The sequence below is a fragment of the uncultured Oscillibacter sp. genome (assembly GCF_947654275.1).
In the GTDB taxonomy this organism is placed as follows: Bacteria; Bacillota; Clostridia; order Oscillospirales; family Oscillospiraceae; genus Oscillibacter.
In genome coordinates this window covers 94,781-114,271 of record NZ_CANTJS010000002.1, presented here as the reverse complement: position 1 = coordinate 114,271, position 19,491 = coordinate 94,781, and the positions used below count along the sequence as shown (strand labels likewise).

Below are 19,491 nucleotides of genomic sequence, written 5' to 3'. Positions count from 1 at the left end.
CTCCTTCACTTATTGTTGTATTTGGGAACCGGCCATCAGCTGGCCGATGTCCTCTACCCTTGCCACGGCGGGGTCCACCTCCCCCATGATCTGCCCCTCAAAGAGAACAAGAAGCCGGTCTGAAAGATTCCGCACCTCCTCCAGGTCCGTGGAAATCAGCAGCACGGCTGCGCCCCGGTCCCGCTCCTCTACAATCTTCTGATAAACGAATTCACATGCCCCAATATCCAGCCCCCAGGTGGGCTGGACCACCAGCAGGATGTCCGGCCGCTTCAGAATCTCCCGGGCCAGCACCAGCTTCTGCTGATTGCCGCCGGAGAGGTTCCGGGCCTCTGCCTCCGTGTTTGGTGCCTTAACGTTAAAGTCCTTCATATAGGCGGCGGCGCGCTCCCGCATGCCCCTGAAGTTCAGCAGTCCCTTTTTGGAACAGGGCTCCTTATAATACTGAGTCAGGGCTATGTTCTCAAAGAGCTTGAAGTCCAGAGTCAGGCCCTCGCCCCGGCGGTCCGCCGGGATATAGGAAAATTTCCGCTCGTTCCGGCGGCGGACATTCTCGGCAGTGACGTCCTCTCCCCGAAACAGCACCGTGCCGCTCTCCGGCTTCTGGATGCCGGCGATGGCGTTGGACAGCGCCCCCTGACCGTTGCCGTCCACACCGGCGATACCCACAATCTCGCCGGCCCGGACCTGAAAGCTGATGTGCTTCAGGGTGCTGGCGTGGGTTTCTCCCGCGGCGCAGAGATCCCGGACCTCTAGGGCCACCTCCCCGGGGATGCAGGGCTTTTTCTCAATAGCCAGGTTCACGTCCCGGCCCACCATCAATGCCGTCATCATGGCGGGGGTGCAGCCTTCCTTGTCCCTAGTCTCGATGAGGTGGCCGTCCCGCAGAACGGAGACCCGGTCGCTGATGGACATGACCTCGTTGAGCTTGTGGGAGATGAAGATGATGGTGCACCCGTCTCCTTTCAGACGGTCCAGGGTGACGAAGAGCTCCTCGCTCTCCTGGGGCGTCAGCACCGAGGTGGGCTCGTCCAGAATCAACAGCCGGGCGCCCCGGTAAATGGCTTTCAAAATTTCAACCTTTTGCTGCACGCCTACGGATAGTTCGCCCACCAGCTGGTTGACGTCGATATTCATGTGAAGTTGTCCGGCGATTTCCTGCACTTTCTGCTTCAGCTGGGTCACCGGCAGGACAGGGGAGCCCTCCATTTTCTGGCCCAGGGTGACGTTTTCCCATACGGTGAAATTGGGAATGAGCATGAAGTGCTGATGAATCATGCCGATGCCATGCTTCAGCGCGTCGTTAGGGGAGAGGATGGAGACCGGACGGCCCTCATAATAAATCTGGCCGCCGTCGGCTTTATACAAGCCGTAGAGAATGTTCATCAGCGTGGACTTTCCTGCTCCGTTTTCCCCCAGCAGACTGTGAATCTCGCCCTTGTAAATGGTCAGGTCCACCTTGTCGTTGGCCACAACGCCGGGAAAGAACTTACTGACCTGCTCAAACCTCAGAATTTCCTGCGGCATATCACATCCCCCCTTCTTCTTGCGCCTCCGCAGCCGTCCGGGCCATGCCCCGGACCTGCCGGACCAGCTCTTTCGGCACTGCCAGCCGGACCACCATGGTCCCATGCCAGCGATTTCGGGGCAGGACCTCCACCACCCGGCCCAGGCAGACCGTCTGTCCCTCGTTGTCCCTGGCTTCCCGCAGCTCGCCCTGCTCCGGCACGGGCAGAAACTCAAAGGGGAATTCTATGGTAGCTTCGGTCTCAGAATACTCCTCATCAATCAAAAAGCAGGCCTGCCCCGGACACGCAGCCACGCAGTTTCCGCAGGCGACGCATTTTTCCGGCAGAATCCTTGGCCGTTCCGTCAGGCTGGGCACCTGGATTGCTCCGGCGGCACAGGCGGACTGGCAGGGGTTGCAGGGAATCTCCTGGGGGCAGTCGATGAATATTATTCGCATAAGCTCCCCCTTTCAGAATTCGGAGGCCAGCGGGCTGCCGGCTGTCTCTGCAAACCGTTTCTCACCCAGCCGGACGGCCTCCCGTACCTTCTCGGCCTCGGGAACTGTCTGGATGACGCCGCCCTCCATGACGATGCGGCCATTGATGATGACCGTATCCGCGCACTTTCCGCAATAGACCAGCGTGGAAATAGGATCGTGGACCGGGGCAATGAAGGCGGAGGCACAGTCAATCAGAATCAGGTCCGCCAGCTTTCCGGCCTCAATGCGCCCGGCATCCAGCCCCATGGCCTTGGCGCCGCCTTCGGTGACCATACGGAAGACCTCTTTTTCACCGAAGCGGGCGGGGTCGTTGTAGCGCAGCTTTTGCAGCATAGCGCCCAGACGCATGTCCTCGAAGATATTCAGCAGGTCGTTGGAGGCGGCGCCGTCGGTGGCGATACACAGGTCCACGCCCATTTCCCGCAGTTCCGCAATGGGGGCAATGCCGCTGCCCAGCTTGGCGTTGGACTTGGGATTGTAGCAAACGGTGACCTTCCGGCGGCGGCAGAGCTCCATTTCCTCCGACGTTAAATGAACACAGTGGACGGCGATGATGGGATCGTCCAGGAAGCCGATGGACTCCAGATACCGCAGGGGCGTCATACCTGTTTCCTCCAGGGACTGTTGGATCTCCCACTCGGTTTCGGAGACATGGGTCTGGATTTTAACCCCGTATTTCCGGGCCAGGGCCTGAAGCTTTTTCATAAACTCCGGCGTGCAGGTGAAGGGCGTGGAGGGGGCGATATACACATCCTGAAGACCCCGGCCATGCCAGGCCGAGATGGTCTCCTCCAGCTTCTCCAGCCGCTTCCCGTCGGGAATCATCAGCTCCTTGGGAACCCATCTGTTCACGGACTGAATGGCCAGCGCACCCCGGATGCCCACATCCTCCCAGGCCTCCAGCTGGGTGGTCATGTTGTTGTCCATGTTGATAAAGGCAGTGACGCCGCCGCGGAGCATCTCCACCGCACCCAACAGCCCATAGGCATAGCCCAGGGTCTCGTCTCCCAACTGGCGTTCATAACGGTGGATGACGTTGGAAAAGGGGAACGTGACCTGTTCGCACCATTCTTTCAGCCGCAGGCTGTCTCCCATGCCCTTGAGCATGTTCTGATAGAGATGGGTATGGGCGTTGACAAAGCCGGGAGAGAGGAGCTTTCCCCGTGCGTCAATGACGGTTTCACAGCCCGCCTCCGGCAGATTCTGCCCAACCTGAAAAATGCGGCTGCCGTCGATCAGGACGTCCGTGTTCCGCAGCACCTGATCGGCTGAGACGATGACATAGGAAGCGTCTTTGATCAGAAGCATGCTCACTCCTCCGTTCCGCCGGCGGTATCGGCAATCAGTCCCAGGCTTAGAGGGCCTACCGGCATTCGGACGCTGCCCTCCAGGGCGGTGTCAAAGGGAACGTCGCTGTATGCGCTGATGAGCTGGGCCACCAGCCGCCGGCAGGTCCGTCCCTGGCAGAACCCCATGCCGGCCCGGGTCCGCCGCTTCACAGCGTCCAGGGTGGTGTCTCCCGCCCGGATGGCGGCAATGATTTCCTCCTGGGTGACCTCCTCGCAGCGGCACACATAAGCGTTTTTCCTCTCCATCAAAGCCCGCCTCCCTGATGCTGGTGATAGCGGCTCCAGATTTGCTCCTTGCTGGTCTGCCGCTTCCGGCCGAAGGCCCCCTGCCGCAGGGCGGCGATCCGCGACTGAATCTCCCGCTCCCGCTCCGCGCTTTCTGCGGTGCTCAGAAGCCCCAGGGCTGCCGCCGCGTGAACCCCTGCCAGACGGCCCTCGTCCAGGGCGGTGCTGGCTTCCTCGATGCCGGAGAGATCCCCGGCCACCAGAACATGGGGACAGGTGGTTTCCAGCGTTTCGCTGTGGAGGGGAAGCCGCCCGCCCAGGGGGCCGCAGAAATCCATTTTGCAGCCGCACAGAGCCGCCAGCTCCCAGCGGGGCGTCAGCCCCACAGAGATGCACAGGGTGTCCGCCTGAATGACCTCCTCCGTTCCCGGAATGAGACGGAACTGCCCGTCCACCTGGGCGACGACCACCTCTTCCAGTTCCCGCTCTCCCCGTGCCTCCAGCACCGTGTGAGAACAGAGAACAGGCACCCCCGCCCGCCGGACCTTCCCGGCGTGGACCGCATAGCCGGTAACCTGGGGGGCGGCCTCCAGAATGGCGGCCACGTCCATGCCCGCCTGGAGCAACTGGTAGCTCACAATGAGCCCCACATTGCCCGATCCCACCACCACGGCGCGGGAGCCGGGCCGTACATGCCGCAGGTTGACCATAGTCTGAGCCGCGCCGGCGGTGATGACCCCCGGCAGAGTATTTCCTGGAAAGACCAGACTGTTTTCTGTGGCGCCGGTGGCCAGAATCAGCCATGTTCCCCGGCACCGAAAACTCTCGTCCTCCGTACAGGCAGAGACGGTTCCATCCTCGAAAATGCCCCAGACCCGTGTGCTCAGCCTGATTTCCACATGGGCCCGGGCGGCTTCCTCCAAAAGCTGCTGCCCGATTTGGAAGCCGCGGGTCCCGGCATAGTGGTCATGGGAGCCGAAGAACTTGTGAATCTGCTTGAACAGCTGCCCGCCGGGCTGGTCGTTTTCGTCCGCCAGCAGGACAGAGGCTCCGGCCTTCCCGCTCTCAATGGCCGCACCCAGACCCGCCGGCCCGGCGCCCACCACAATTACATCATATGTTTTCATCCGCGTTCTCCCCCAGTCCTCTCTGGGTTTCCACCCGCATCCCCGCCTCTACGCGGGTGACGCAGGCGCGTACGTTGGGCCGTCCGTTCACCACCATGATACAGTCCGTACATTGGCCGACAGCGCAGAACAGCCCCCGAGGTTCATGGCGCTTATGGGTCTCCCGAAAGACCCGAATGCCCTGGTCCGTCAGGGCGGCGGCGATGGTGTCTCCCTCCCGGGCCTCCATAGGCTGGCCGTTGTAGAAAAAGGTCAGCCTCCCTCTCTCCGGAATGTCCAGAATGGGATGCTGTGTTATACGTCTCATTCAGACCGCCTCCTATCCCTGCTTGGAAAAGAGCCGCGCCGCGTTGCCGCCCAACACCGCCGCCTTTACGGCCTCGCTGACGCGCAGAGCCGCCACACGAGCCTCCATGCTCTCCGGCACATCCCAGGGGAAGTCCGTGGAGAACAGCACCCGGTCCGGCACAGTGTTTACCGCCACCTGAAGGGCCACCTGATTTACAATCTCCGAGGTGTCCAACCAGACGTTGGGCGTCTCTCTGGCGATGGCGACGGCATCCATCCAGAAGTTGCCTCCCATGTGGCCCAGTATGATTTGTGTACCCCGGTATTTCTTCGCCTGAGCCGCGATTTCCTTCAGGTCTCCGGGATCCACCGGATAATCCGTGTGGAGAAATACCGGCAGGGAACGGGCTTCCGCCGCCTCCAGCACCAGGGCCAGCCGGCCGGTGTTACCATGGATGCCCACGATTTCACCAATGCCGGAAAGGCCTAGCTCTGCAATTTCCCCCACTGCCGCGGCAATGTCCGGCTGAAACAGGTCCACTTTGCCGAAGCCCCGCAGAAGAGCGGGATATCGCCTGATTTCCTCCGCCAGCGCCCGGTTGATCTGGGAGACGGTGCAGTCTCCGGCCTGGTTCTGGACGCCGGCCACACGGCCCATAACTTCCCTGGCGGTTTCCAGGGAGTCTATAAGCTCCCCTCTTGCCACGGCAGAGGAACAGAGATAGGCCCGATCAAAGCCGGTTTTTCTCAGCTGCTCCGTTAAAAGCTCCAGCGGTTGGGTGATGTGCATATGTACGTCGATTTTCATAGCGCGTTCCTCTCATGTTCCGGCGCGGTCCGGCGAACAGACCGCAAACACCTGGTCCGCACGGCCCTCCAAGGTCTCCAAGGTGACACGGCCAACCTCCGGCGCGGTGGTGAAGGCCCCCTTGAATCCGGCGGCGGTAAAGAGGTTGTCCGCGCCTGCGCTGAATCCGAATACCGGCAGGTCATCCTCCGTATAGGTGGTGGCTGCCGCCCAGGCCCGGACGATCCGGAGGTCCCGCATCTGAGGATAGTACTGTAAAAACCGCAGAGCCACCAATTGCAGGGACGGCATATTCACCGAGCGGTCCCCGGCCTCACATTCCTCGGTAGACTGGGCGATGAGGATGCTGCCGTCAGCGGTCTGCACGCAGCCGAAGCCGATGGACCGCCTGGGCCGGACCTTCGGAGGTGCCAGGAAGAAGCCGCCGCCCACAATGGGCCCCCGAATCACTGGCCCCACCGGCTCAGACACAAAGGCGGTGCCCTTGTGAAAACGGATGGGAAGAGAGACGCCTGCCAGTTTTCCAATGAAAGCGGCCTGGGGACCTGCACAGTTTACCACCCATTTGGCGGAAAAGACGCTTGCCGGGGTTTCCACTCCGGTGATGTGGGTCCCTTCCTTTTGAAAAGCCGTTACCGGCGTACGCCTGAGCAGGATCGCACCGCTCTTCTGCGCCTTGTCAAGAAATGCCAGCGTGGTTTGCAGAGGATTCAGTTTCCCCTCCGCAGGGCAGAAGAGAAGCGCGTCCGCCGCGTTCAGACTCAGACCCGGCTCTGCCTTTCGGATGTCCTCTCCCCAATAGATGACAGATTCCACGCCGAAGGCGGCCATCCGTCTCTGAGCGTCCTGACCGGCGGCAATCTGCTCCTCGCCGGTCAGGGTTACGCTGCCGCCGGAAGGGACATATTCGATGGGGTACTCTTTGGAGAGCACCTCCCTGTAATAGTCCTGGGAGCGCAGGGCCAGGGGCATATGCCAGGACTCCGTCCGGTCGGAAATGGAAATCTGCCCCAGATTTCCGCCTGAAGCGCCGCTGACCGTTTCCCCCCGTTCCAGAATCAGAACGGAATGTCCCGCCTCCGCCAGATGGGCCGCCGCGGAGGCGCCCAGGACCCCGGCGCCGATGACGATGGCGTCATACGTGGTTTTCATAGCCCAGCTCCTTTAAGCCCTTAATTAAACAGGGAGTCCTTCAGCATATCCTCCCGGATTTTACCGGCACGGAAGGTTCTTCCAGTGGCCAGGTTGGTGATTTCATAGTACGCAATGGTGTGGATATCCTTGTCCACGATGTAGAAGTCGTGCTTTCCCTCCTCGAAGAGGTCATAAAATCTCTCTCCGAAGCGGCGGGAGGCAGAGAAGGGCAGCTGATCCAGCACGGCTTCGATTTCTGCGTCCTCGCAGTTCACCAGATATTTCACCGTTGCGCCGTAAATCAAGGCGGTGTTCACCCGGTCCATGGCCCGGAGCTCGTCAAAGATAGGAGGCGCGATGGGGCAGGTGCCATAGCCGCTGATGACCTTGCTGATGTCAAAGCCCTTCTTCTGAAGACGGGAGATGGTGGCCTCCACCGTGCGGGAGCAGATTTGAATGGAGCCGGTAAGGCTGCCAGTGCGCGCCGCCAGAATGTAAACATTTTCCGGAGAAATATGGCACTTGTCGGCGATGTCCTGGGCGTCCTCCTCGGTGGGAAGCTCCTGGGTCTGCGCGCCGAAGACAGCCTCATGGTGGGTGTCCTGATAGGTCCAGGCCTGGGCGAAGACGTCGTTGACAGCAATCGCCCGGGCGGGACCGGAGCCAATGGGATTGATATAGCCCTCGATGTCCTTGCCCCGCATCTTCCAGCCGGAAAACTGGGTGGACAGGCAGGCCGTGGGAGGCTGGTCGATGTAAACGTCAATGGCGGGAAGATCGATCTCGCCGCACTGGAAGCGGCTGAAGGCCACATGGCCCATGCCTCCAATGGTGGCGTCCACGAACAGCTTACCTGCCATGTAACCGCCGGGCGCTTCCACACCCATGTCGACAACAGTGGCGCCGTTTTTCAGCTGGTGTACCTTGCAGTTCATTCTCTCGGCATAGGGGATGATTTCTTCCTTTACGATCCGCGCCGCGTATTGATTGACACTAAACATGCTAAGCCGCTCCTTTTCGTTGTTTTAGAATCTGTAGTATAAGCGCGGAACGCCGGAGTGCAAGGAATTTCCTGCCATCTGTCGGCCTCGCCTGGCGGCGTTTGACGCTTATGCATACAGGCCCTTATCTCAACCCTCAGTAGGGGATTGGCATAAGTTCATATCCTTTGTCCCGAAGCCGGGGAATCACAAGGGCCACCGTGTCCGCCGTGGTATCCAGATGGTCGTGAAATACCGCCGTTACCTCATTGCCGGAGGACAGGGAAAGGGTTCGTTCCGCCACGGTCTCGGCATCCGGCCCCAGCCAGTCCTTGACGCTGATGCTCCAGAGGTTGATCCGGTATCCCGCCTGTTCCAGCAGTCTCCGCCGGTCCTCCGGCAGAATGCCGCAGGGCGGGCGCACCAGCCGCGTCCGGAAGCCCAGGGCTGCGTATAGTGCTTCATCCGTGCTGCGAATTTCCTCCATGCAGTCCTCCATGGGAATTTTATCAAATTCCGGGTGGTGAAAGGAGTGATTGCCGATGTGGTGCCCCGCAGAGGCCATGTCCCGCAGAATCCTCTCGTGTCCCGCAATGCGGTGGCCCTCCACGAAAAAGGTTGCCCGGACGTCCAGCTTTTCCAGCTGCTCCAAAATGCGCAGAGTATTGGGGGGATTTACCGCCCCGTCAAAGGTCAGATAAAAGATTTTTGCCAACTGTGCATCCTCCTCTCCGGGAACCGGCTGGGTCCGCTCAAATAATAACACATATATGTCCTACCATTATGTTCTACATCTATGTAGGTCAAATTGGTTTGTACTACAAATGTACTGTAATTCCTTCCCTGTGTCAAGAACGTTATACTTTGTCCCCGCAGGAAAGACTTATGTCTTTTTGATGAACAAATTTGTTTTTTTTACAAATTGTAATCAATTTCGCCAAATAATTGGAACCGATTCAAATCCGTAGGAAAGTAGTTGACTTTCAAAATTTTGTGATTTTTGACTAATTTTTATAAGGGACAAAAAAATAACCTGTCCTGTGGCAGGAGCTTTTCCGCTGATTCCGGCTGATGATCCTTGAGAAACATACAGATATTTCCTGACAGGGGTTGACCTTTTTTGTATTTATGATATGATATGAACAAAATCGACAAAAACTATCCCAAATGAGTTCTCTGGCGGGAGTACCACCGTCAGAGAGACAGAATGTGAGGGCGTCTATGCAGAAGAAAAATGACTCGCGTTATCTTTCCGACAGTATTCGCCAGCGCCTTTTAGAAGAAATTCAGAGCGGAGCCTTCCTACATGCCACCCGTCTTCCGCCGGAAAACGAGTTGGCGGAGCATTTTGGGGTCAGTCGCAATATGATGCGTGAGTGCCTGACTCAGATTGAGCGGGAGGGGATGATCAACCGCCGCCGGGGTGTGGGGACGCTGATTAATCGTCGGGTTGTCAGTGCGGATACCCGGCTGGATCTGGTGGCGTCCCTGGATTCTACGCTGGAGAAAATAGGATATAAGCCCTCTACGGACTTCATTGAGGCAACCCAGGAGCCGGCGGAAGGTGAGGTGGCGAAGAGTTTGGAGCTGCCCCCCGGCTCGCCGCTGCTGGTAGTGGAGCGGGTGACCCGGGCTGGCGACCGTCCCGCCGTGCATATCAAGGATTATGTGTCTCTGGCCGGTCTGCCCAAGCGGAAGTTTACAAAGCGGGATTTTATGCCGTCGATTTTTACATTCCTTCAAAAGCAGGCAAACATCGAGGTTTATCTTAATCTGACAGAGATCCGGGCCCTTCCGGCGCCGCCCAGGGTTGCGGATTTTCTCCAGGTGGAGCCTGGCTCGCCGTTGCTTTTTTTGGGAGAGGTGGGATTTGATTTCGGGGGCCGCCCGGTGCTTTATTCGGAGGAATATCTGATTGACCGCATTATCCGCCATATGATTCTGCGAAAAAAAATCTGAGTTCTCTGCCGCTGCGGAATTTCCTCTCTCGAATAGGGCTTGACTGAGCGGCTTCTTTTATCAGGCTGGGAGATTGAAGCTTGCGGAAAGTATAAAGTCTGTATTTATCCATTCAAATCCACCGGCCAAATTGGCTGACCAATGGTTTAAGCCCCCGCTGTATCCAGCGGGGGCCGTTGCTTTTTCATGATAAACCGGAAAGCACTTGGCACATTGGGATTCCGCTGAAACGGAGGGTCGTTCCGAACTGTCGGAGGGGCTGGCATCGAAACCGGCCAGCCAGAGCGCACCGCAAGGACACCGCGCTGACAGGAAAGCCGCCGGCGGCTTTTAATGCGGCTTATAGTCGCATTTCCGGCAGTGGACCATGGCGCTACTGTAATCCTCCTTATAATGAAAGCCCGCCCACTGGCAGATGCTCCGCAAAATCGGAACAACCGACCGCCCCCTGTCCGTCAGGGAATATTCCACCCGGGGCGGAATCTCATCATAGGAGGTTCGCGACACGAGCTGCGAGGCAATCAGCTCCTTCAGAGCCGACGCCAGCACGGCGTCTGTGATATTCCCCATTTCCCTCCGCAGCTCGCCGTACCGCAGAACCTCCTTGACCGCCAGGACGCAGATGATTCGGGATTTCCATTTGCCGCCGAATACCTCCAGGCCGTATTCCAGGGGACAGCGGATGTCTTTTTCCAATTTTGCCTGATATATGTTCGTCACCTCTTTATGTTGAGTATAGCGTCTGTGCCGGGCCCTTACAAGTTACTATGAAATTTATAAGCAACTCATAAATTTATTGATATCTTTACGGTCGCAATCCCCTGGGCTACAATAAGGCCACTTCCAGACAGCGGGAATTCTTCCCATTCCGCAAATTCAGAAGGAGGCTGTTAAATATGAACGAAAACGTGAAAAAGCTGCTGAAGGAACAGATGTGGTATCTGGCAACCTATGACCAGGAGCCCAACGTGGTGCCTGTGGCGTTCAAGGACGTAAGCGATGACGGCAGGCTGCTGGTGGGCGACGTGTTCCTGGAAACCACCCTGCGCAACATCCGGAAGAATGGCAAAATCGCCGTTTCCGTCAGCAGCGGAGCTACTCTGGAGGGCTATCAGATCAAGGGCTCCGCCGGGTATATCACGGAGGGCCCCATTGTGGACGCCTTCAAGAAATCGGTGGAAACCCTGTTTAAAGGCTCTGCCACCGCCAAGGGCGCGCTGGTCATTACCCCGGAGAAGATCATCGTCACCACCCCGGCCCCGGACGCGGGGCGGCGCTGAACCCCCTCCGCCATCTGTTTTCCCGGGGATGGAACATTTACATTTTTCGTGAATTATGGGCTTGATTTTCCTGCGGGTTTCATTTAAAATACAAGGCGATAGGGCTTTGGTCCCGGCAGCATAACAGGGAGGCTATGATATGGACATGAAAAAACGGATTTTAGTGGTTGACGACGACAACATGAACCTGGCCAGAACCAGGATCATCCTGGGCAAGGAATATGACGTATTCCTGGCGGATTCCGGAATTGACGCGCTGGAGAAGCTGAGAAGCGAGAAGGCCGATATGGTCCTTTTGGATATTGACATGCCGGGAATGAACGGCATCGAGACCTTTGAGCGCATGAAGGAATTCGCCGCGGACGTCCCCGTCATCTTCCTGACGGCATCCGGTCTGGAGGAAGACGTCCAGAATGCCATCAAACTGGGCGCAGTGAACTATTTGAAAAAGCCCTACCGGCCGGAAGAGCTCCTCAGACGGGTCGCACTGGAGTTTGAGAAGGCATGAGGGCGGAGGAGCAGATCAGCCGGCACCTGCTGCTGGCTGTCGTCGCTACGGTGTTCAGCGGAGTCCTGGGCCTGGTGACTCTGGTCATGGACTGGGAGCTCTGGATGCTCCCGCTGATGACGGCGGGCTGCTTCAGCGTATGGATTCTGCATATCGCAAGGCTCGGTTCCAATACGTTCTATGAAAATTTAAGCGCTGGACTGATGCTCATTGAATTCTTCTTTTTCGGTGTGCATGAATCCAGTCTTTTTGATGTGCCCGCCATCGCCTGCATTCTGATACTGTCCCTGTTCATGCTGAACAAAAAGTGGATTCTCTATGTGCTGGGGCTGCTGTATGGGGTGATCCTGCTGTATCACGGCCTGATTCTCCGCACAATCTCCCATCAGATGGGGCTTCAGAATGCCTTCCGTCTGGCGCTGGGGTTCCTGGTGACCCTGGGCGGCGCGGTGCTGGCGGCATATTGGATCAACCGCCGGACCGCTCAGGGAAAGTGGTATGAGCACGTATTCGCGGAGCTGGAATCCGCCGGGAAGCAGAACGCGGTCTTTTTGTCCAACGTATCCCATGAGCTCCGCACGCCCATCAATATGGTCATCGGAATCAGCGAGGTGGCCCTGGGGAAAGAACTCCCCCCGGACATCCGGGCGGACATGACCTCCATCAAAATGGCGGGAAAGCGGCTGTCCAACCAGATCAACAATATGCTGGACTACACGGAAATCGTGGAGGGCACACTGACGCCCGCCAAAAAGGAATATACGATCACCTCAGTCCTCAACGACGTCATCACGACGACCGCTCTGCAAAGCAACCGCCAGCATCTGGAGCTGGTATTTGACATTGACCCCAAGATGCCGGCGGTGCTGGTGGGCGACCCGGAGAAAATCTCCCATGTGCTCAAAACCCTGGTGGAGAACTCCATCAAATTCACGGAAGAGGGCGGAATCAACGTCCGCATCAAATCCCGCCGGGAGCATTACGGAATCAACCTGATTGTGGATATCCGGGACACCGGCATCGGCATGACCAGCGACCAGCTGACGCAGATGTGCGACGTGTTTTACCAGGCGGATTCCGGAAGCAGCCGCTTCGCAGGCGGGCTTGGACTGGGTCTGCCCATCGCCCAGGGACTGCTGAAGGCCATGGGCGGTTTTCTCCATTTTGACGGAGGAGACCGGCAGGGTCTGTCCGCCCATATTGTGGTGCCCCAGGGCGTCGCGGACGAACAGCCCTGCATTGTGCTGAACCAGCCGGATCAGCTCTGCATCGCGTGCTATTTCCGGCCGGAGAAATACAGCTGCGACGAGGTCCGGGAATATTACGACGGTCTGATTCTGAGTCTGATGCGGGGACTGGGTGTGAAGGGCTATCAGGTGCACAACTTTGAAGGCCTGCTCAAGGTGCGGCGCAGCCACGAGCTGACCCATGTGTTCATCGTCCAATCGGAATATGAGGAGAACCCGGCGTATTATGAAGAGCTGGCGGACAGCCTCCGGGTGGTGATTATCGCGGACAGGGAGTTTAACCTGAACAGCGGAAGCCGGCTCCTGGTGATACATAAGCCCTTCTCCGCCCTTTCCGTCGCGAATCTGCTGAACGGGGAGACCGGCGAGCGGGGCTTTGCGGAGGACCAGGCCGCAGGCCGGAAGCCCTTCACCTGCGTAGGCGTCCGGGCTCTGGCGGTGGACGACGAGGAGATGAACCTCGTAGTGGCCAAGGGCGTTCTTGGAAGCTACGGGATCGAGGTGGACACCTGCCTCAGCGGAAGGGAAGCAATTGCCCAGTGCGGCAGCGTTTCCTACGACATCATTTTCCTGGACCATATGATGCCGGGATTCGACGGCGTGGAAACGCTGAAAAAAATCCGCAAGCTGCGCGACGGCATGTATCAGGATCTGCCGGTGATTGCACTGACCGCCAACACGGTCAGCGGCGCCCGGGAGATGTTCCGCAGCGAGGGCTTTACCGAATTTGTTCCCAAGCCCATTGAGCGCACCGTTCTGGAGCGGGTCCTGCGGAAGGTGCTGCCCAAGAGCTGCATTCAGTACAGCGCCCGGCCCGCGGGCAAGGACGTGCCGCCCGGCCCCGCAGGGGCCGCTCCGGCGGCGGTCCCGGAGCCCTCTGCCGGGGAGGTTCTCCCTGCCCCGGAGGCCGCCGGCTTGCCGGAGACCGGAGGCAGCGGCTCTGCTCTTCCCTGCGGCCTGCTTGTCGAGGCCGGCATCAACGTGGATCTGGGCATGGACTACTGCGCCGGGGATGAAAGCTTTTACCGGGAGATGCTGCGGATGTTCCACGACCAGGGGGAGGAAAAGCGGGCTGAGATTGTCTCTTTGTATGAAAGCGCCAACTGGACGGACTATGCGGTTAAGGTCCACGCGCTGAAAAGCACGTCTCTGACCATCGGGGCGGAAACCCTCTCTGCTCAGGCAAAGGAGCTGGAACTTGCGGGAAAACGGGGCGATGTGGCGTTTATCCGGGAGCACCACGACGCCCTGCTGCGGGCTCACGAGGAGCTCTGCGGACGGATTGCCGGGCTCTGAGGCGAACCAAAGCGTGTGTCTTTCCCTTGCCCCATGCGGACGTCCGGACCACTGACGTCCGCCCGGGAATCCCCGCTTCGTTTATGCATGTGATATTCCGGCCTTCTTTATTGAAAATGCCGTGTTCTGAGGAGTGGAAGTCTTCGTGATAAAAAAATGGTTTGAAATCATCAGCGATCACAGCATCAGCCTCCGGGAGCGGATGTTCCGCATCGTGACGGGCGTGTGCATGATTGCGATTGCGTTCACCCTGCCCATGGGCAGGAACATCTGGAATATTCTGATTATGCTGGCCAGCCTGGCCGCCATGGCGCTGATCGTCAAGCTGAGCATTCAGAAAAAGCGCGTCCACACGGGGGCTACACTCATTGCGATGCTGCTACTGACCCTGTTTCCCATCACCTTCTTCTCCGCAGGCGGCTTTTACAGCGGTGTGCCGGAGTGGTTCGTGCTCTGCTTCATCTATGTCTGCATCACCCTTCAGGGACGGCGGAGAGTCGTGTTTTTCATTTTGTGCACGGCGGAAACCATGCTTTGCTACGGCACGGCCTTTTATGTTCCGGCGCTGGCCGCGCCGAACACCCAGCACGACGCCCTGTTTGATTCCGCCTTTTCCATGATTATGGTGGGACTGCTCACCAGCATCCTGCTCATGTTCCTGAACCGGATGTATGAGGAGGAAAACGCCCTTTCCCAGCGGCAGAAAAAGGAGATTGAGGAGCTGAACCGGGCGGAAAACCACTTCTTTTCCAGCATGAGCCATGAGATCCGCACGCCCATCAACACCATCATCGGGCTGAATGAAATCATTCTCCGGGAGCACATCTCGGAGGAAGTGGCGGAGAATGCCCGGAATATCCAGGGGGCCAGCAAGATGCTGCTGTCCCTGATTAACGACATTCTGGACATCTCCAAAATCAAATCCGGGAAGATGGAGATTGTAAACGTCTCCTATGAGACCGGGGCCCTCTTCTCCGAAATTGTCAACATGATCTGGATCAAGGCCAAGGAAAAGGGCCTGGAATTCAAGCTCCAGGTGGATTCCTCCATTCCCAGCATGCTCTGCGGCGATGAAGTGCGCATCAAACAAATTCTGATCAATCTGCTGAACAACGCGGTGAAATACACCAGCGAGGGGTCCGTCACCCTCTCCGTCCGGTGCGAGCGTCAGGGAATCAACCGGGTCCGGGTCTGGTATTCCGTGGAGGACACCGGCCAGGGCGTGAAAAAGGAGAACATTCCCTACATCTTCAACGCCTTCCGGCGGGTGGAGGAGGAGCGGAACCGCTACATTGAGGGCACCGGACTGGGGCTGAGCATTGTTCATCAGCTGGTGGAGCTGATGGACGGCGAGATCAGCGTGAACAGCGTCTACACCAAGGGCTCCAAGTTTGTGGTGGTGCTGGACCAGGACATTGTGGACGACACGGAGCTGGGAACCTTTACGCTGGCCACCCGGACAAGAGTGCGGGAGGGTGAGGCGTACCGGCAGAGCTTCGAGGCGCCGGACGCCCATATCCTGGTGGTAGACGACAATGACATGAATCTGATGGTGGTGAAAAAGCTGCTGTCGGAGACCAAGATTCAAATTGACACTGCCCGCAGCGGAGCCGAGTGCCTGCGTCTGGCCCAGAACCATCATTACGACTGTATTCTGATGGACCATCTCATGCCGGAGATGGACGGAATCAAGTGCCTCCACGCCCTGCGGGTCCAGCCGGGCGGCCTGTGCCAGGACGTGCCTGTGGTGGCCCTGACCGCCAATGCGGGCAGCGACAACCAGCTTCTCTACCGGAAGGAGGGCTTCAGCGGATATCTGGCCAAGCCGGTCAGCGGCGCGCTGCTGGAGGCGGCGGTGCTGAGCATCCTGCCCAAGGGCCTGGTGCGGCTGAATGAGGAGGCCCGGCAGGCGGACATTGAAAAGGACATCCTGATTTTTGAACAGGCCCAGAGGCGCTCCATCCTGATTACGACGGACAGCGTGTGCGATCTGCCGGAGTCCCTCCGGAAGGAGTTCGGCATCTCCGTCTGTCCCTACTATGTCTGCACAGAAGAGGGGCGGTTCCTGGACCTGGAGGAGCTGCGGCCCGACGAGCTGCTGATGCACCTTGCCGCGGGGCGGAAAGGGTATTCCCAGCCGCCCGACGTGGAGGACTACGAGCGGTTTTTCGCGGGGAAGCTGACAGAGGCCCAGAATATCATTCACATCAGCATGGCAAAGCACGTCAGCGAGGGCTATCAAAACGCCCTTGAGGCGGCAAAATCCTTTGAAAATGTCACGGTGATCGATTCCGGACACCTCTCCAGCAGCATGGGCCTGTCGGTGCTGTGCGCGGCCCATATGGCGGAGCATCATGCCTCGAAGACGGAAATCCTGGACGCGGTGAGGCGGATAGAGCGGCTCATCTCCTCTGCGTTCATCATCAACAGCACCCATATGATGTGCCGGTCCGGGCGCATTTCAAAGCGGGTGCAGGTTCTCTGCGACGCCCTTCTCCTGCATCCGGTTCTGGTGCTGAAAAAGAGCCGGATGGTGGTGGGAAGCATGGAGATGGGGAACTTTTCCCATGTGGCGAAGCGGTATATCAAGAAGACGCTCCAGAACACCGGAAGCATCGACCGGCGGATTCTCTTCATCACCTACTCCGGAATGGATGAAAAACGGCTCCAGTATATCGAGAGCCTGGTGCAGCAGCACTGCCCCTTTGAACGGGTGTATCTGCAAAAGGCATCTTCCGCCATCTCCAGCAACTGCGGCCCGGAGTCCTTCGGCCTGCTGTTCATGCGGCGGGACGACGCGGCGGATACCTTCCTCCGTACACCGGACCGGGAGGGAACCGCGTAGCCTGTTTCACAATCCGCGCAGCCCGCTGAACATCAAGCGGGGCCGCTTTTCGACTTTCCTCGAAGAGCGGCCCCGTTTTGCTGTATCCTCTGGGATGCGCTGTGTCTGCCTGCCGGAGAGAAGGCCGGTTTGCTCCAGGGCTTTCCTGACGCCGCCTGTTTCGGGACTGGATACCCTCGGAACAGACGGCTCCAGGAGACTCCCCTTTTTACTTTGGAAGTGCAGGGCCGCCGGGAAGACGCCCGGACCGCTCCAGGCCGAGAGCCTGGCAGACCCTGGCCAGGGTCAGGCGGTACACGCCGTAGATCAGGGCAGACACCGCCGCCACCACCGCCAGTGCGGCCAGAAGGCCCGCCGCCTCGCTGGGCGTAATGCCTGCGGGACTGCCGTTGAAGTACATAATCATGACGTAGAAGGCGTAGATCAGGCTCGTGCCCGCCAGGGCGGGCACCAGGAACACCCGCTTTACCTGCCCCCGGACGGAGCGGCGGAGCCAGGCGTCGGAGGCCCCCAGATGCCGCAGGTCGTCGTAGACCTTCCGGTTCGTCAGGGCGATGGTCATGCACCGGGTATAGGCAATCACAAACACAGCGGAAAAACACACCACGGCCACGAAGACAAAAAGGATGAGGAACACCGCCATGGTCTTCACAAAGTCCATCCTGTCCAGAATCCGGAACGCAGGCATGTACTGCCAGCTCATCCGGAAGGCAGAGCTGTCCCGCTGAGCGTAGTCGATGACTGTAAAACCGTATTCTGCGCAGTTCTCCCGGTCCAGGAAGTAAACGCCCTCCTCCGCCAGGTACCGGTCCCGGATCACCGGGTCCCAGCCGCTGAACTGGGCCACGTCCAGGGTGGAGCGGTCCACGATCTCGTTGAACAGCGCCTTGGCAAAGTCATAGGTTTCCTCGCAGTTTTCCACGTTGAAACAGACCTGAGTCTCCCGCCACTCCTCCGGCAGGCCCGCGCTGAGGGCGGCAAAGTCGGCGTCGTTCATCACATAGCGCCCGAAGAGGCTGTCATAGCGCAGGGGCTCCAGGGACGTGACGGGGATCTGTTCCCCGGTCAGATAGTTGGTCACGAGGCTCTTGTCCGGGGCAAAGCCCAGCTTGCTCCCCTCCACGTCGACGACGCCGCGAAGTTCGCCCGGGGCCAGGTCCACCCGCTCTCCCGTCAGGGCCTCGTAGCCGGAGGCGGAAAGAAACAGCTCGGTGCTCATGACCTCCTCGTATTCCGCACGCCAGGTGGTGCCCATGGGGCCCTCCTCCTCGATGTGGTGGTCACCGTCCACCGCCAGACGAATCATGGGGACGGCGGCAAAGTCCGTGACGGTCACGCCGTACTCCTCCGCCAGGGCCCGGACCTCCTCCTCCAGGGGGATGTCCTGGTCTGCCCGGAAGTTATACACATAGTCCACAGGCCGGGTATCGTATTCAATCATGGACCCGGTGCCCAGCATGGGGGTGTAGAAGCTGCCGAAGTACGCGCCGGCAATCAGCAGGGTCATCACCAGCATGTTCCGCACAGTCTGGCGGCCCTGGAAGCGCATCTGACTGGTGGCAATGAGGTCCTTGTAGAGCTTCTTTTTCCCGTTCCAGCCGTTGACCACCGTGTGGAGCAGAATCATATAGAGGCCCATCAGGGCGGGGAGATAGAAAATGCCGGTCAGGCCCTCCGGGGGATACCAGTGGAGAATGCCTATGAAGAAGAAGGAGGACATATAGCCCAGAAAGCCACCCAGGGCCAGCAGGCCGATGCCAACAGGCCCATACCACCGGGGGACATCCCGGATGGGCTCGGATGTGTGGCTCTCCTGAACGATGTCGATGATGTTGGTCCGCTTCACGGACCGGCTCCCCAGAAGGAACATCATGACAATCACAAAGGCGGAAAAGGCCAGGGACCAGACATAGGCGGCAGGGTTGAACACCAGGCGCATCTCCTCCGTATCCACCACGCAGAGGCGGAACACCTGCCACAGCCCCCAGGCCAGGGGCCCGCCCAGGGCGGCCCCGGCGGCGCAGGAGCCCAGGGAGATCACCCCCAGCTCCCGGTACAGCTCCCTGCGGACCTGAGACCGGGAGGCCCCCAGGGCCAGGAACACGCCGGTCTCCCGGGACTTCTGCCGGAAGAAGAGACCGGAGGCATAGGTGGTAAACACGGCGCAGCCAAGAACCGCCAGGGCAAAAATCATCATGATCTGCTTGCGGCTGTCGCCTCCCTCGGGGAGGACGTTCAGGATGGTGGGGGCCCGCATCATGCAGACGTAGGCCGTAATCAGCAGCACGGAGAAGAAGCAGCAGCCCGCCAGAAGGGCGTATTGCTGTTTGTTCTTCCGGCGCATCAGGGCGTAAACCTCGGAAAAATGTCTCATAAAATCACCTTTCTTTTCAATTAGAAATAAGGAATTAGGAGTTAGGAATTTACCGGGAGAATA

At 58.9% G+C, this 19,491-nt stretch carries 17 protein-coding genes; 5 read left to right on the top strand and 12 right to left on the bottom strand.

All coding sequences use genetic code 11. The annotated features are described in order from the left end of the window. Positions 1-9 precede the first annotated feature (9 nt). The 10 genes from Q0063_RS01140 to Q0063_RS01095 all read right to left on the bottom strand — a co-directional run bounded on the left by Q0063_RS01140 (position 10) and on the right by Q0063_RS01095 (position 8,634). Positions 10-1,527 (bottom strand): ABC transporter ATP-binding protein, encoded by a 1,518-nt coding sequence (locus Q0063_RS01140; protein WP_297870125.1) that lies wholly within the window; start codon positions 1,525-1,527, stop codon positions 10-12. Between the two features lies 1 nt (position 1,528). Further along, positions 1,529-1,966 carry a 4Fe-4S dicluster domain-containing protein gene (locus Q0063_RS01135; protein WP_297870124.1) on the bottom strand — a complete coding sequence of 146 codons (438 nt, stop codon included), beginning with the start codon at positions 1,964-1,966 and terminating at the stop codon, positions 1,529-1,531. Between the two features lie 12 nt (positions 1,967-1,978). After that, complete coding sequence (locus Q0063_RS01130) at positions 1,979-3,316, bottom strand: amidohydrolase (RefSeq protein ID WP_297870123.1); 1,338 nt, start codon at positions 3,314-3,316, stop codon at positions 1,979-1,981. Positions 3,317-3,318: 2 nt separating this feature from the next. Then, the gene (locus Q0063_RS01125; RefSeq protein WP_297870122.1) at positions 3,319-3,603 is read right to left on the bottom strand and encodes a (2Fe-2S)-binding protein; all 285 of its coding nucleotides are present in this window, start codon (positions 3,601-3,603) and stop codon (positions 3,319-3,321) included. Further along, on the bottom strand, positions 3,603-4,709 hold the full coding sequence (locus Q0063_RS01120) for an NAD(P)/FAD-dependent oxidoreductase (protein WP_297870121.1): 1,107 nt from the start codon (positions 4,707-4,709) through the stop codon (positions 3,603-3,605). Before Q0063_RS01120 ends, Q0063_RS01125 begins: the two co-directional genes overlap by 1 nt. Then, complete coding sequence (locus tag Q0063_RS01115) at positions 4,696-5,016, bottom strand: (2Fe-2S)-binding protein (protein ID WP_297870120.1); 321 nt, start codon at positions 5,014-5,016, stop codon at positions 4,696-4,698. Before Q0063_RS01115 ends, Q0063_RS01120 begins: the two co-directional genes overlap by 14 nt. 12 nt (positions 5,017-5,028) lie before the next feature. Beyond that, on the bottom strand, positions 5,029-5,805 hold the full coding sequence (locus Q0063_RS01110) for an amidohydrolase family protein (protein WP_297870119.1): 777 nt from the start codon (positions 5,803-5,805) through the stop codon (positions 5,029-5,031). A 12-nt stretch (positions 5,806-5,817) separates the two neighbouring features. Next, a complete protein-coding gene (locus Q0063_RS01105) occupies positions 5,818-6,957 on the bottom strand; it encodes an FAD-binding oxidoreductase (RefSeq protein ID WP_297870118.1) in 1,140 nt (379 codons plus the stop codon). A 20-nt stretch (positions 6,958-6,977) separates the two neighbouring features. Then, positions 6,978-7,940: a methenyltetrahydromethanopterin cyclohydrolase gene (gene mch / locus Q0063_RS01100; RefSeq protein ID WP_297870117.1), complete on the bottom strand. Its 963-nt coding sequence runs from the start codon at positions 7,938-7,940 to the stop codon at positions 6,978-6,980. Positions 7,941-8,076: 136 nt separating this feature from the next. Beyond that, positions 8,077-8,634, bottom strand: coding sequence for a polysaccharide deacetylase family protein (locus tag Q0063_RS01095; protein ID WP_297870116.1), 558 nt, complete (start codon positions 8,632-8,634; stop codon positions 8,077-8,079). Between the two features lie 452 nt (positions 8,635-9,086). Here Q0063_RS01095 and Q0063_RS01090 point away from each other — a divergent pair, with 452 nt between their 5' ends. After that, a complete protein-coding gene (locus Q0063_RS01090; protein WP_367180307.1) occupies positions 9,087-9,878 on the top strand; it encodes a GntR family transcriptional regulator in 792 nt (263 codons plus the stop codon). A gap of 330 nt (positions 9,879-10,208) precedes the next feature. On the opposite strand, the gene Q0063_RS01085 is transcribed toward Q0063_RS01090, so the two are convergent. Continuing rightward, on the bottom strand, positions 10,209-10,589 hold the full coding sequence (locus tag Q0063_RS01085) for a helix-turn-helix domain-containing protein (protein ID WP_297870155.1): 381 nt from the start codon (positions 10,587-10,589) through the stop codon (positions 10,209-10,211). A 185-nt stretch (positions 10,590-10,774) separates the two neighbouring features. Between Q0063_RS01085 and Q0063_RS01080 the strand changes: the two genes are divergently transcribed. From Q0063_RS01080 to Q0063_RS01065, 4 genes are all read left to right on the top strand, one after another. Further along, positions 10,775-11,158, top strand: a complete 384-nt coding sequence (locus Q0063_RS01080; RefSeq protein WP_297870114.1) for a pyridoxamine 5'-phosphate oxidase family protein — start codon at positions 10,775-10,777, stop codon at positions 11,156-11,158. A 139-nt stretch (positions 11,159-11,297) separates the two neighbouring features. Further along, positions 11,298-11,666 carry a PleD family two-component system response regulator gene (locus Q0063_RS01075; RefSeq protein ID WP_297870113.1) on the top strand — a complete coding sequence of 123 codons (369 nt, stop codon included), beginning with the start codon at positions 11,298-11,300 and terminating at the stop codon, positions 11,664-11,666. Further along, positions 11,663-14,209: a hybrid sensor histidine kinase/response regulator gene (locus Q0063_RS01070; protein ID WP_297870112.1), complete on the top strand. Its 2,547-nt coding sequence runs from the start codon at positions 11,663-11,665 to the stop codon at positions 14,207-14,209. Before Q0063_RS01075 ends, Q0063_RS01070 begins: the two co-directional genes overlap by 4 nt. A gap of 145 nt (positions 14,210-14,354) precedes the next feature. Next, a complete protein-coding gene (locus Q0063_RS01065; protein ID WP_297870111.1) occupies positions 14,355-17,054 on the top strand; it encodes a DegV family protein in 2,700 nt (899 codons plus the stop codon). Between the two features lie 208 nt (positions 17,055-17,262). On the opposite strand, the gene Q0063_RS01060 is transcribed toward Q0063_RS01065, so the two are convergent. Next, the gene (locus tag Q0063_RS01060) at positions 17,263-19,428 is read right to left on the bottom strand and encodes an ABC transporter permease (RefSeq protein ID WP_297870110.1); all 2,166 of its coding nucleotides are present in this window, start codon (positions 19,426-19,428) and stop codon (positions 17,263-17,265) included. Positions 19,429-19,491 lie beyond the last annotated feature (63 nt).